15 protein-coding genes are annotated in these 12,232 nt (G+C 73.9%); 10 read left to right on the forward strand and 5 right to left on the reverse strand.

Features of this window, described 5'->3' with window-relative positions; genetic code table 11:
- The first annotated feature begins 123 nt into the window (after window positions 1–123).
- Genes mltG through nusB form a run of 10 tightly spaced genes read left to right on the forward strand, consistent with a single transcriptional unit; the run spans window position 124 to window position 8,581 of the window.
- Window positions 124–1,704: an endolytic transglycosylase MltG gene (gene mltG, locus BLASA_RS23440; protein WP_166486534.1), complete on the forward strand. Its 1,581-nt coding sequence runs from the start codon at window positions 124–126 to the stop codon at window positions 1,702–1,704.
- Entirely contained in the window at window positions 1,697–2,503 is an 807-nt protein-coding gene (locus tag BLASA_RS10620) for a shikimate dehydrogenase (RefSeq protein WP_041776379.1), read from the forward strand. Before mltG ends, BLASA_RS10620 begins: the two co-directional genes overlap by 8 nt.
- Window positions 2,504–2,511: 8 nt before the next feature.
- Window positions 2,512–3,174, forward strand: coding sequence for a prepilin peptidase (locus BLASA_RS10625; protein WP_014376133.1), 663 nt, complete (start codon window positions 2,512–2,514; stop codon window positions 3,172–3,174).
- Window positions 3,175–3,220: 46 nt separating this feature from the next.
- On the forward strand, window positions 3,221–4,405 hold the full coding sequence (gene aroC / locus BLASA_RS10630; protein ID WP_014376134.1) for a chorismate synthase: 1,185 nt from the start codon (window positions 3,221–3,223) through the stop codon (window positions 4,403–4,405).
- The gene (locus BLASA_RS10635; RefSeq protein ID WP_014376135.1) at window positions 4,402–4,935 is read left to right on the forward strand and encodes a shikimate kinase; all 534 of its coding nucleotides are present in this window, start codon (window positions 4,402–4,404) and stop codon (window positions 4,933–4,935) included. The genes aroC and BLASA_RS10635 overlap by 4 nt, the downstream gene beginning before the upstream one ends.
- Window positions 4,932–5,990 (forward strand): 3-dehydroquinate synthase, encoded by a 1,059-nt coding sequence (aroB, locus tag BLASA_RS10640; protein WP_014376136.1) that lies wholly within the window; start codon window positions 4,932–4,934, stop codon window positions 5,988–5,990. The genes BLASA_RS10635 and aroB overlap by 4 nt, the downstream gene beginning before the upstream one ends.
- Window positions 5,987–6,421, forward strand: a complete 435-nt coding sequence (aroQ, locus tag BLASA_RS10645; RefSeq protein WP_014376137.1) for a type II 3-dehydroquinate dehydratase — start codon at window positions 5,987–5,989, stop codon at window positions 6,419–6,421. Before aroB ends, aroQ begins: the two co-directional genes overlap by 4 nt.
- Window positions 6,422–6,444: 23 nt before the next feature.
- On the forward strand, window positions 6,445–7,575 hold the full coding sequence (locus BLASA_RS10650) for a M24 family metallopeptidase (RefSeq protein WP_231839604.1): 1,131 nt from the start codon (window positions 6,445–6,447) through the stop codon (window positions 7,573–7,575).
- Window positions 7,576–8,136 carry an elongation factor P gene (gene efp / locus BLASA_RS10655; RefSeq protein WP_014376139.1) on the forward strand — a complete coding sequence of 187 codons (561 nt, stop codon included), beginning with the start codon at window positions 7,576–7,578 and terminating at the stop codon, window positions 8,134–8,136. It begins immediately after the preceding gene.
- A 37-nt stretch (window positions 8,137–8,173) separates the two neighbouring features.
- Window positions 8,174–8,581: a transcription antitermination factor NusB gene (nusB, locus tag BLASA_RS10660; RefSeq protein WP_014376140.1), complete on the forward strand. Its 408-nt coding sequence runs from the start codon at window positions 8,174–8,176 to the stop codon at window positions 8,579–8,581.
- A 29-nt stretch (window positions 8,582–8,610) separates the two neighbouring features.
- On the opposite strand, the gene BLASA_RS10665 is transcribed toward nusB, so the two are convergent.
- The 5 genes from BLASA_RS10665 to BLASA_RS10685 form a co-directional block, all read right to left on the reverse strand.
- Window positions 8,611–9,051: a TA system VapC family ribonuclease toxin gene (locus BLASA_RS10665; protein WP_014376141.1), complete on the reverse strand. Its 441-nt coding sequence runs from the start codon at window positions 9,049–9,051 to the stop codon at window positions 8,611–8,613.
- A complete protein-coding gene (locus tag BLASA_RS10670; protein ID WP_014376142.1) occupies window positions 9,048–9,284 on the reverse strand; it encodes a ribbon-helix-helix protein, CopG family in 237 nt (78 codons plus the stop codon). The genes BLASA_RS10665 and BLASA_RS10670 overlap by 4 nt, the downstream gene beginning before the upstream one ends.
- Window positions 9,285–9,349: 65 nt before the next feature.
- Window positions 9,350–10,381: an ABC transporter permease subunit gene (locus tag BLASA_RS24565; protein WP_014376143.1), complete on the reverse strand. Its 1,032-nt coding sequence runs from the start codon at window positions 10,379–10,381 to the stop codon at window positions 9,350–9,352.
- A complete protein-coding gene (locus BLASA_RS10680) occupies window positions 10,378–11,301 on the reverse strand; it encodes an ABC transporter ATP-binding protein (protein ID WP_014376144.1) in 924 nt (307 codons plus the stop codon). Before BLASA_RS10680 ends, BLASA_RS24565 begins: the two co-directional genes overlap by 4 nt.
- A 232-nt stretch (window positions 11,302–11,533) precedes the next feature.
- Window positions 11,534–12,091 (reverse strand): transcriptional regulator, encoded by a 558-nt coding sequence (locus BLASA_RS10685; RefSeq protein ID WP_014376145.1) that lies wholly within the window; start codon window positions 12,089–12,091, stop codon window positions 11,534–11,536.
- Window positions 12,092–12,232: the final 141 nt, after the last annotated feature.

Here is a 12,232-nt window from a genome sequence, read left to right on the forward strand (position 1 = left end):
TCCTTCGACGGGGCCCTCGGTGGGGGTTCCTCGTCGTTCCGGACGGGCCCCGGTGCCTCCGCCGGCCACGGCTTCCCGCCGGGTCTCGGGCGTGGGACCGCACACGAGGACGCCACCGGTCCGATGGTGGAACCGGCCTGGTGGTCTTTCGGCTCGACCGACGACCCCGGTTCCCCGCTCACCGCGCGGCACGGCGGCGGGGACGAGCACGGCTACGGCAGGCAGCACCCCTCGGCACCGCTCCCGCCGCTGCCCACGGGTGCCTGGGACCGGCTGCGCCCGCGACCGGAACCGGGTGATGACGACGCGACCGTGGCCGCGCCGCGGTTCGCCGGGAAGCCCGACGACGAGTTCCCCGAGGACGACGCCCCCACGACCGGTGGGCCCCTCTGGGACGAGGAGACCGGCGGGCTGGACGTCATCGGCGCCAACGTCGACGAGGACCGACCGCGCCGCCGCGGGTTCCGCCGCGGCCCTGGCGCGGCCGTGCCGCCGGCGCCGGTGGTGGACGGGGCAGCCGCTCCGGAACCCGGGGTGGCGGACGCCCCGGCCGGACACGACGGCGACCTGCTGGACACCTCCGGCGCGGGCGGGCACGACCCGGTCGCCGACGACGAGATCCCGGTGGAGCCCTACGACTCGCGCAGCGACCGGCGCCGGCGCCGGCGGCCGTTCGCGGTGGTCCTGGCCCTGTTGGTGCTCGGCGCCCTGGTCGCGGGGATCGTGATCGGCGGGCAGCAGCTGCTCTCCCTGATCAACCCCGCCGCGCAGGACTACACCGGCGCCGGCACCGGCAGCATCGACGTGCGCGTCCAGGAGGGCGACACGCTCAGCGACATCGCCCGGACGCTCGCCGACGCCGACGTCATCGCCTCCACGGGACCGTTCGTGAGCGCGGCGGAGGCCAACCCCGAGGCCACCGGAATCCAGCCCGGCGTCTACACGCTGCGGCTTCAGATGAGCGGCGAGTCGGCCCTGGAGATGCTGCTCGACCCGGCCTCGCGCCAGGTCTCGCGGGTCACCGTGCCCGAGGGGTTCACGGTGGAGCAGATCCTCGCCCGGCTCGCGGAGGAGACCGGGACCCCGCTCGAGGAGCTGCAGGCGGCGGCCGACCCGGCCGTGCTGAGGCTGCCCGCGTACGCGGGTGGCCAGCTCGAGGGCTTCCTCTTCCCGGCGACGTACGACTTCGAGCCCGGCACCACGCCGCAGCAGATGCTGCAGCGGATGGTGGACACGTTCACCGAGGTGGCCGGCCGGCTCCGGCTGGAGGAGCGCGCCGCGGCGCTGGGCCTGAGCCCCTACGAGGTGGTCACGGTCGCGTCGATGGTGCAGTCGGAGACGCGGCTGGACGAGGAGCGGGCCGACGTCGCCCAGGTGATCTACAACCGGCTCGAGCAGGGCATCCGGCTGGGAATCGACGCCACGCTGGCCTACGGGCTGGACAAGAGCGGCAACGAGCTGACCGTGACGGACCTGGAGACCGACAGCCCGTACAACACCCGGACCCGCGCCGGGCTGCCGCCGACGCCGATCAGCTCGCCCGGCGAGGCCAGCCTGGAGGCGGCCCTGGCCCCGACGAGCGGCGACCTCCTGTACTACGTGCTGGAGTCCCAGGAGGGATCCCACTTCTTCACCAGCGACTACGCCGAGTTCCAGCAGGCCCGCCAGCGGTGTGCCGACGCCGGACTCGGATGCGGTGGCTGAGCCGCGGCAGCGGGCGGCGGTCCTCGGCCGGCCGGTGACCCACTCCCTCTCCCCGCTGCTGCACCGCGCGGCCTACGCAGGGCTGGGGCTTCCCGACTGGACCTACGACGCGCTCGACGTCGGCGCCGAGGACGTCGCTCCGCTGCTCGCCGGTCTCGGCGAGGAGTGGCGCGGTTTCTCGGTGACCATGCCGTGCAAGCGGGCGGCCGTCGACGTCGCCGACGTGGTGGAACCGCTGCCGCGGCTGCTGCAGGCGGCCAACACCCTGGTCCGCACCGACGCCGGCTGGCGAGCCGAGAACACCGACGTGACCGGCGTCGGCATGGCGTTGCAGGTCGCCGGCGTGGAGCAGGTGGACCACGCGGCGATCCTCGGGGCCGGGGGGACGGCGGCCGCGGCTGCCGTGGCCCTGGCGTCGCTGGGGGCGGAGCAGGTCGACCTGGTCGTCCGGGATCCGGCGCGGGCCGGTGACGTGCGGCGGGTGCTGGACACCCTGGGGGTGCGGACCCGCGTCTTCCCGCTGGACGGGGCCCGCGTCGACGCCCCGGTCGTGGTGAGCACCGTGCCGGTCGGTGGTCAGCCGGCCGTGGCGGCGCTGGACTGGCACAGCGGGCAGACGGTGCTCGACGTGCTCTACGCGCCGTGGCCCACCCCGCTGGCCGAACGGGTCACCGCGGCGGGCGGCACGGTCATCGGCGGCCTCGAGGTGCTGTTCTGGCAGGCCACCGTCCAGGTGGAGCTCATGACGGGGCAGTCCGCGCCCCTCGGCGCGATGCGCGCCGCCCTCGACGCCCGCTGAGGGCCGCCGTGGACGTCGCCCGACCGGTCCTGGTCAGCGCCGCGCTGATCGGTGGGCTGGCGCTCGGCCCCTGGCTCGCGCGGACCGCCGCGCGGCTCGCCGCCCGCGACGCCAGGGCGACCGCGCCCCCCGCCGCCGCCGCACTGGCGACGGTGCTGTTCGCCGCCGGCATGGCCGGTGCCCTGCTGCTCGGCGGGCTGCGCCCGGCGACCCTCGCACTCGCCTGGGGGGCCGGCGCTGCGGTCGTCCTCGCGCTGGTCGACCTCGCCGTCCACCGGCTGCCCGACCGGGTCGTCCTGCCGGCGCTGGCGGTCTGCACCGCGGCGCTGCTGGTGGACGCCGTCGTCCTGGGCACCTGGACGGCACTCGCGCGGGCGGTCGCGGCCGGTGCGGCGGCGGTCGTCGTCGCCGGCGGGGCCCGGCTGCTCGCTCCGGCGGGCCTCGGCTTCGGCGACGTCAAGCTGCTGGGGCTGATCGGCCTGGTGCTGGGCTGGTTCGGCTGGGGGATCCTGCTGGCCGGGCTCTTCCTGGGGCTGCTCACCGGTGCGCTCGCCTCGGTCGCCCTCGTGGCCGGCGGCCGGGCCGGCTGGCGGAGCGCCGTCCCCTTCGGTCCGCCGCTGCTCCTCGGTGCCGTCCTCGGCCTCCTGGTGGGCGGCGTCCCACCCCCTTGAGCCATGCCGGCGGAGCGGCTCCCGGTCGCCTGGCAGAATCCCCCGCATGTTGCGCTGGCTGACCGCCGGTGAGTCGCACGGCCAGCAGCTCACCGCCATCCTCGAGGGCCTCCCGGCCGGGGTCGAGGTGCAGACCTCCGACCTGGACCTGCAGCTGGCCCGTCGCCGGCTGGGGCACGGGCGGGGCGCCCGCATGTCCTTCGAGCAGGACGTGGTCGCCCTCACCGGCGGCGTCCGGCACGGCCGTACCCAGGGCGGTCCCATCGCGGTGCAGGTGGGCAACACCGAGTGGCCCAAGTGGCAGACCGTGATGTCCGCGGACCCGGTCGACGCCGAGGTGCTCGCCGGCCAGGCTCGCAACGCCCCCCTGACCCGGCCGCGCCCCGGTCACGCCGACCTCGCCGGCATGCAGAAGTACGGGTTCGACGACGCACGACCCGTCCTCGAGCGGGCCAGTGCGCGGGAGACGGCGGCCCGGGTGGCGCTCGGCGCGATCGCCCAGGCGTTCCTGCGCCAGACCGTCGGCGTCTCGGTGGTCAGCCACGTGGTGGGCATCGGTCCGGTCGCGGCCCCCGACGGGATCGTGCCCGGTCCGGACGACAACCCGCGGCTGGACGAGGACCCGGTGCGCTGCGCCGACCCGGCCACCAGCGAACGCATGGTCGCCGAGATCGACGACGCCCGGAGGACCGGGGACACCCTCGGCGGGGTCATCGAGGTCGTCGTCCACGGACTGCCCCCGGGGCTGGGCACCCACGTGCACTGGGACCGCCGGCTCGACGCCCGCCTCGCCGCCGCGCTCATGGGCGTGCAGTCGGTCAAGGCGGTCGAGGTCGGCGACGGGCTGGAGACCGCCCGCCGCCGGGGCTCGGTGGCCCACGACGAGATCGTGCTGGCCGACGGCGGCACGCGGGTGCAGCGGCTCACCGACCGCGCCGGCGGCATCGAGGGCGGCATGACCAACGGCGAGGTGCTGCGCGTCCGCGCCGCCATGAAGCCGATCAGCACCGTGCCCCGGGCGCTGCAGACCGTCGACGTCGCCACCGGTGAGGCGGCGGTGGCCATCAACCAGCGCAGCGACGCCTGCGCAGTGCCCCGCGGCAGCGTGGTGATGGAGGCGATGGTCGCGCTCGTGCTGGCCGACGTGGTGCTGGAGAAGTTCGGCGGCGACTCCGTGGCCGAGACCTGCCGCAACGTGCAGGCCTACCTCGACGCGCTGCCCTACCGATGAGCTCCCCGGCACTGGTCCTGGTCGGCCCCCCGGCGTCCGGCAAGACGACGGTCGGTACGGCCGTCGCCGCCGCGCGGAGCCTCCCGTTCCGGGACACCGACCGGGACGTCGAGGTCGAGACCGGCACGACGATCGCCGACCTGTTCGTGCAGCAGGGCGAGCCGCACTTCCGGGCGCTCGAGGAGCGTGCCGTGGCCCGCGCGCTCGCCGAGCACGCCGGCGTGCTCGCTCTCGGCGGCGGGGCCGTGACCAGCGCCGCCACCCGGGAACTGCTGATCGCCTACGGCGGCGCCGGCGGCACCGTGGTCTGGCTGGACGTGGACGTCTCCTCGGCGGCCCGCCGGGTCGGGCTGTCCCGGGACCGGCCGCTGCTGGCCGTGAACCCCCGCGCCATGCTGCGCGCCATGCTCGAACAGCGTGCCCCGCTCTACGCGGAGGTGGCCACCCACCCGGTCACCACCGCCGGGCGCGCGCCGGAGGAGGTCGTCGCCGACGTGCTCGCCGTCCTGACGCAGGAGACCGCCCGGTGACCCGGCGCGTCCCCGTCGCGGGGGAGAAGCCCTACGAGGTGACCATCGGCGCCGGCGCGCAGCGGGAGCTCGCGCTGGTGCTGGCCGGCACTCCCCGGGCCGTCGTCGTCCACGCGCCGCCGCTGGCCGCCGCCGCCGGGTCCGCCGTCGAGATCCTGCAGACCGCGGGCGTGGCCGCCGAGGCGCTCGTCGTCCCCGACGGCGAGGCGGCGAAGACCGCACAGGTCGCCGCCGCGATGTGGGACGAGTTCGGCCGGCTCGGGCTGACCCGCTCCGACGCCGTCGTCGGGATCGGTGGGGGCGCGGTCACCGACCTCGCCGGCTTCCTGGCCGCCACCTGGACGCGTGGCGTGCGGTTCGTGACGGTGCCCACCAGCGTGCTGGGCATGGTCGACGCGGCCGTGGGCGGGAAGACCGGCATCAACACCGCGGCCGGCAAGAACCTCGTCGGTGCCTTCCACCCTCCCGCCGCCGTGCTCGCCGACACCGACCTGCTGGCCGGGTTGCCGGAGGCGGAGTTCCGGTCCGGGATGGCCGAGGTCGTGAAGTGCGGCTTCATCGCCGACGGCGAGATCCTGCGGCTCCTGGACGCCGACCCCACGGGCCGCCGGGACATCGAGGAGCTGATCGAGCGCGCGGTCCGGGTCAAGGCCGACGCGGTGGGGGAGGACCTCTACGACACCGGTGTGCGCGAGTTCCTCAACTACGGGCACACGCTGGCCCACGCGATCGAGCGGGTGGAGGACTTCGGCTGGCGGCACGGCGAGGCGGTCGCGGTCGGCCTGGTCTTCGCCGCCGAGCTCGCCGGGCAGGCCGGCCTGCTGCCCGCCGCCGAGGTGGCGCGGCACCACGGCCTGGTCGCCGCCATGGGCCTGCCGACCCGGTACGCCGGCGACTGGGGCCGGCTGCAGCAGGTGATGCGCGTGGACAAGAAGGCGCGTGGCGCGTCGCTGCGGTTCGTCGTCCTCGAGGGCCTGGGCAACCCCAGGATCCTGACCGACCCCGACCAGGCCTGGCTCGACGCGGCGTGGGCCGCAGTATCGGAGACGGCATGACCATCCAGGTGTTCAACGGCGCCAACCTCGGCCGGCTCGGCACCCGCGAGCCGGAGATCTACGGAACGACGACCCACGCCCAGCTGGTCGAGCTGCTGGGGACGGCCGGCCGCGAGCTCGGCGTCGAGGTGCAGGTGCGCCAGACCGACGACGAGGGCGAGCTGCTGCGCTGGATCCACGAGGCCACGGACGCCGGGCACCCGATCGTGATCAACCCGGGCGGCTGGACGCACACCTCGGTGGTCCTGCACGACGCGATCGCCGCGGTGAGCGCGCCGGTGATCGAGGTGCACATCAGCAACATCCACCGCCGCGAGGAGTTCCGCCGGCACTCCTACGTGTCCCGGGTCGCCGACGGCGCCATCGTCGGGCTCGGCGTGCACGGCTACGTGCTGGCGCTCCAGTGGCTGGTCCTCCGGGGCCTGTCGTGACCCCGGCCGGGGCGGAGGGGCGGGTGGCCAGCAGGGTGGAGGAGCGGGTGGCCAGCGCAGCGGCGCGGCGGGACGCGCTCCGCGCCACGGCGGCCGAGCGGGGGCTGGACGCCGTCCTGGTCACCCACCTGCTCAACGTGCGGTACCTGACCGGCTTCACCGGTTCCAACGGCGCCCTGCTGGTGCGCGCCGACGGCAGCGGCGACCTGCTGGGCACCGACGGCCGGTACACCACCCAGGCGGGCGCGCAGGTGCCCGACCTCGAGCTGGTCATCGACCGGGGGACCGTGCCGGCGCTGGCCCGTGCCGCCGTGCGTCGGGGGGTGGCCCGGCTGGGCTACGAGTCGCACGACCTCACCGTCGACGGGCTGCACGGGCTGGAGCGGGTGCTCGCCGATGCCGCGGCCGGCCGACCCGTGCCCGAACTCGCCTCGGTGCGCCGGGCGGTCGAGGCCCAGCGCGCGATCAAGGACGACGGCGAGATCGCGGCGCTGCGCCGCGCGTGCGCCGTCGCCGACCAGGCGCTCGCCGAGCTCGCGGGCGAGGGGGCGCTGCGGCCGGGCCGCACGGAGCTGGAGGTCGGCCGGGAGCTCGACGCCCGGATGCTGCGGCTCGGCGCCGAGGCGCCGTCGTTCGAGACGATCGTCGCCACCGGCGCCAACTCCGCCATCCCGCACCACCGGCCCGACTCGACGGTGCTGTGCGAGGGGAACTTCCTCAAGCTCGACTTCGGCGCGACCGTCGACGGCTACCACTCCGACATGACCCGCACGCTGGTGCTCGGCCACGCGGCCGACTGGCAGCGGGAGGTCTACGAGCTGGTCGCGGCGTCGCAGGCGGCCGGCCGGGCCGCGCTGGTCGTGGGCGCAGACGTGGTCGCGGTCGACTCCGCCGCCCGGGACGTCATCGTCGGGGCAGGTCACGGCGACCACTTCACGCACGGTCTGGGGCACGGTGTCGGCCTGGAGATCCACGAGGCGCCGGGCATCGGCCAGCTGGGCGCAGGTACGCTGGCCGCCGGCATGGCCGTCACCGTGGAGCCGGGGGTGTACCTACCCGGCCACGGCGGTGTCCGGATCGAGGACACCCTGATCGTCACCGACGACGCGCCCGAGTTGTTGACCCTCACGAGCAAGGAACTGCTGGTTCTCTAGATGGCTACCACCAACGATCTCAAGAACGGCATGGTCCTCAACCTGGACGGCCAGCTCTGGGCCGTCACCGAGTTCCAGCACGTCAAGCCGGGCAAGGGCGGCGCCTTCGTGCGTACCACGCTGAAGAACGTCCTCTCGGGCAAGGTCGTCGACAAGACCTTCAACGCCGGCACCAAGGTGGAGACGGCGAACGTCGACAAGCGGTCGATGACCTACCTCTACAAGGACGGCGCCGACTTCGTCTTCATGGACGGCGACACGTTCGACCAGATCCCGGTTCCGGACCAGACCCTCGGTGGCGGCGCGGACTACCTGCTGGAGAACACCGAGGTCACCGTCGCCATGCATGACGGGAACCCGCTCTACGTCGAGCTGCCGGTCACGATGGAGCTCGTCGTCGAGCACACCGACCCGGGGCTGCAGGGCGACCGCTCCACCGGTGGCACCAAGCCGGCGACGCTCGAGACCGGCGCGCAGATCCAGGTGCCGTTGTTCATCAGCACCGGCGAGAAGCTGAAGGTCGACACCCGCGACGGCCGGTACCTCGGCCGCGCCAACTGAGCGCCGTTCCGATGATCTCCATCCGACCCCTCCGCTGATGGCCGCACGGAGCAAGGCGCGCAAGCGGGCCGTCGACGTCCTCTACGAGGCCGACGTCCGCGGTCGCGACCGGCTCGAGCTGCTGCGGGAGCGGGTCGCCGACGGGAACCCGCCGGTGCCCGACCACGCCGTCCGGCTGGTCGAGGGAGTCGACCAGGAGGCTGCGCGCATCGACGAGCTGATCGAGGCGCACGCCGCCAACTGGTCGCTGGACCGGCTGCCCGACGTCGACCGCGCCATCCTCCGGATGGCCACCTACGAGCTGCTCTGGGCCGACGACGTCCCCGACGCGGTGGTCATCGACGAGGCGGTCGAGCTGGCCAAGGCCCTCTCCACCGACGACTCGCCGGGTTACGTCAACGGCGTGCTCGGCGCGATCCTCGCCGCTGAGGTCCCCACGGCCTGACGACCGGCGACGCCTTCCGGGGACGTCACTCAGCCCGGTGTGACGGCCGGGTCGAACCAGCGGAGGCCCGGGAAGCGGCTGAAGCCCCGATCGGCGGTGGCGAGCTGGGCGCCATGGGTGAGGGCGACTGCGGCCAGATGGGCATCCGGGACCAGGTTGCCCCGAATCCCGCGGTCCTCGCCGGCGAGGCGAGCGAGCAGCTCCCAGGTCTGGTGACCCGGACGTATCCAGCGGGCGCGCGCGCCCTGCCGGAGCCGGGCCACGAAGTCCAGGGCCACATCCACAGGAGCCGGGTCGGTCAGGAATCGTGGGTTGGTGACGATCCGGAGGAAGCCGGCGAGTACGGGGTCGTGCAGCGCCAGTTCGTCGGCGCCATCGACCACTCGCCCGAGCCAGTGCGCGTAGACCTCGTGCTGTTCGGCCTCCCGGCGGAAGGCATACACCAGCACGTTGACGTCCGGAAGGATCATCGAGATTCGTCCAGCGCGGCCCACACCGCGTCACGATCCCCGAGGTCGACCAGGAACTCGCCGTCCGGGCTGCCGTAAGCCGGTAGCGGGCTGCGTGGTGCGGAACACGGGCGGCTGTCCAGAAGAAGGCGCAAGGCCTCCTCCACCAGGCTGGTCGTCGTCCGCCCGCTTGCGGCGGCCCGGGCCCGCACCTCCTCGAGCAACCCGTCGGGAAGGTTCATCGAGGTTCGCATGCATACGAGCATACGAGTCAGGTCATGGATATGCGCCCGCACGGTGTGCCCGGAGGATGACGGTGTCAGTGCAGGTCGCGTCGGGCGAACAGCCAGACGCCGACACCGACGATCACCGCGGCGAACGCACCGACCACCAGGCCACCCTGCAGGTTGGTGACCAGGTAGGACGGCGGTTCGCTCATCCCCGACCCCATGGCGCTGTAGTCGTACACCCGGAGGCCGTCGGGGAGGACCAGGGCGATCGCATTGATGGACAGCAGCCACCGGTCCAGCGTCGGGTCGTAGATCCGCAGCGCGTTCTCCAGGATCGCGAAGTAGACGAAACCGACCCCCAGCGACGCCCCGGTGTTGCGCACGAGGTTGGCCAGCCCGAAACCGATCAGCGAGATCAGCACCACGAGGAGCACCGATCGGCCCTGCGCGGCCAGCAGGTCGGCCCAGAAGCCGTCCTGCGGCTCCTGATCGTTGCCCACGAGAGTGCTCAGGATCCACGCCATGAGCAGCCAGCCGGCCTGTGCGGCGACCCCGATGGCCGCCGCCGCCAGCGCGAGGACGCCGATCTTGGTGCCCATCACCCGCAGCCGGCTCGGCACCCAGAAGAGCAGCGCCACGATGGTCCGGTGCGACCACTCGGCCCCGATCCACGTCGCCCCGATCAGGAAGGCCAGCACGGCGGCGGCCGCCGCGAAGGCCATGGCGCCGGCCGGGCCGGTCGCCGCGAAATCGAAGGGCGCGGTGTCGAGGTAGTCCTCGACCCGCCAGGTGGATGTGTCGAGGGGTGGTCCGCAGAAGACCTCGGGGTCCTGCCCGGCGTCCTCGGCATCCCTCGCGCAGTCCGCCCGCCAGGCCTCCTCGCCGGCGATGAACTCCTGCATCCGCTCCCGGGCGTCGGCGTAGTCGGCCTCGGTGGGGGCGCCGAAGGTGAGCAGGCCGATGCAGACGGCGGCCAGCCAGCCGATGACCGACAGCCCGAGGAGCACCTGGATGAACCGACGCGCACGGAAGCGGTGCAGCTCCGCGCGGAACAGGCTGCCGGACCGGTGGGCCGCTCCGGGCTCGGGCGCGACGGTCGGCTCCTGGGTCATCGCGCTCATGCCCGCTCCCCGGTGATGGCGAGGAACGCGCTCTCCAGGTCGGGGGTCACGCGGACCAGCTCCTCGAGGTAGTGGCCGTGCTCGGCCAGCAGGCGGGTGATGTCGCCGGGCGCCGGTGCTCCGTGCACCAGGATCTGCCCGTCGGGCGCCGGCGAGACGGAGAAGCCGCCGCCGGCGAGGACGGCGGCCGCGGCCGCCGGATCCGGCACCACCACGCGTACGTCGGCGGCCCCGGCCTGCGTCAGCACCGACGACACCGGCCCCGCGGCGACCCGGCGGCCGCGGGCGAGGATCGTCACCGAGTCGCAGACCTGCTGGATCTCGGCCAGCAGGTGCGAGGACACGAGCACGGTCGTCCGGCCGTCGGCACCGAGCCGCCGGATGAGTTCGCGGACGTCGCGGATGCCGGCCGGGTCGAGGCCGTTGCTGGGCTCGTCGAGGATGAGCAGCCGGGGGGACTTGAGCAGCGCCGCGGCGATGCCGAGCCGCTGCTTCATGCCGAGGGAGTAGCCCTTGAACCGGTCATCGGCGCGCTCACGCAGGTCGACCAGTTCCAGGCACTCCTCGACGCGCTCCCGGGGAACCCCGGCGGTCTCGGCCAGCAGCCGGAGGTTGCGTCGCCCGGAGAAGCCGGGGAAGAACAGCGGCGTCTCCACGAGCGCGCCCACGTGCCCGACCACCCCTGGGAGGCCCGCGGGCACCGGCTCGTCCAGCAACCGCATCTGGCCGGCACCGCCGTCGATGCCGACGAGCCCCAGGAGTGCCCGGATGGAGGTGGTCTTGCCCGAGCCGTTCGGGCCGAGGAGGCCGTGGACGCCGCCGGACTCGACCGTCATGTCCAGGCCGTCGAGGGCCTTGAGCGACTGGCCGCCCCGTCCGCGGTAGGTCTTCGAGACCCCCACCATCTCCACCGCCGGCATGCGGACCTCCCTGGGTTCCGGATCAGGCGCCCGGGTGCGAGCACCCTGGCACAGCCGGCATCGGCGGAACAGATTCTGGCGCGCGTGTCGGAACCGTGCGGCCCCGTAACTTGCTACCGGTTCCGGACGACGCCACGAAACCCAGCTCGGGGCACCGGGCGTCCGGCCCGGGAACGACGACGGGCCCCTGCCGGATCGGCAGGGGCCCGTCGCGAGCGAGCTGGGGCCTTCTTCAGCGCGGCGAGCGCCGGCGGTCGCCCCACGAGTCGTCGACGTCCTCCTCGAGGTCCTCGTCACCACCGCTGCTGATGATCCCCTCCATGCCGGGGGAGAGGACGCCCCACTCGATGAGCCGGGTGGTCAGCTCGTCGGGGCTCATGTCGTAGATGATCGCCAGCGACTTGAGGTCCTCGGCCCGGATCGAGAGCACCTTGCCGTTGTAGTCGTGCCGCTGGGCCTGGATGGTCGAGGCGTAGCGGGCCAGGGGCCCGGCCTCGTCGGCGGGCAGCGAGCCCAGCGACTCCAGGTTCAGCACGATCTTGTTCGTCGAGGTGACCGCGGAGCTCGGCCGGGGGTCGGGCAGCAGCTCCGACACCGGGACGCCGTAGAAGACGGCCAGTTCGGAGAGGCGCTGCACGGTGACGGCGCGGTCGCCTCGTTCGTAGGAGCCGACGACGACCGCCTTCCAGCGGCCGTGCGACTTGTCCTCCACACCCTGCAGGGACAGACCCTGCTGGTTGCGGATCGCGCGGAGCCGGGCGCCGAGGGCCCGTGAGTAGTCGGTGCTCATCGCTGTCTGCTCACTGTCCGTCGTCTCGGATGGGGGCTGGTCGTCACGCAGCGTACTTGCCGAGCCGGGATTCCAACAGACGGGCTGACACGAGCGGTGGACGCCGGTGCTCGGCCACCACGGTGGGTGTGCGACGCCCCG

The organism is Blastococcus saxobsidens DD2, assembly GCF_000284015.1.
Taxonomy (GTDB): Bacteria; Actinomycetota; Actinomycetes; order Mycobacteriales; family Geodermatophilaceae; genus Blastococcus; species Blastococcus saxobsidens_A.

Coding starts and splice junctions, on each gene's coding strand:
- BLASA_RS10680 (WP_014376144.1), bottom strand. CDS start 11,301: ATGCCGGCGGTGGAGATGGTGGGGGTCTCGAAGACCTACCGCGGACGG.
- BLASA_RS24565 (WP_014376143.1), bottom strand. CDS start 10,381: ATGAGCGCGATGACCCAGGAGCCGACCGTCGCGCCCGAGCCCGGAGCG.
- aroC (WP_014376134.1), top strand. CDS start 3,221: ATGTTGCGCTGGCTGACCGCCGGTGAGTCGCACGGCCAGCAGCTCACC.
- BLASA_RS10670 (WP_014376142.1), bottom strand. CDS start 9,284: ATGCGAACCTCGATGAACCTTCCCGACGGGTTGCTCGAGGAGGTGCGG.
- aroQ (WP_014376137.1), top strand. CDS start 5,987: ATGACCATCCAGGTGTTCAACGGCGCCAACCTCGGCCGGCTCGGCACC.
- BLASA_RS10665 (WP_014376141.1), bottom strand. CDS start 9,051: ATGATCCTTCCGGACGTCAACGTGCTGGTGTATGCCTTCCGCCGGGAG.
- mltG (WP_166486534.1), top strand. CDS start 124: ATGGTGGAACCGGCCTGGTGGTCTTTCGGCTCGACCGACGACCCCGGT.
- BLASA_RS10685 (WP_014376145.1), bottom strand. CDS start 12,091: ATGAGCACCGACTACTCACGGGCCCTCGGCGCCCGGCTCCGCGCGATC.
- nusB (WP_014376140.1), top strand. CDS start 8,174: ATGGCCGCACGGAGCAAGGCGCGCAAGCGGGCCGTCGACGTCCTCTAC.
- BLASA_RS10635 (WP_014376135.1), top strand. CDS start 4,402: ATGAGCTCCCCGGCACTGGTCCTGGTCGGCCCCCCGGCGTCCGGCAAG.
- efp (WP_014376139.1), top strand. CDS start 7,576: ATGGCTACCACCAACGATCTCAAGAACGGCATGGTCCTCAACCTGGAC.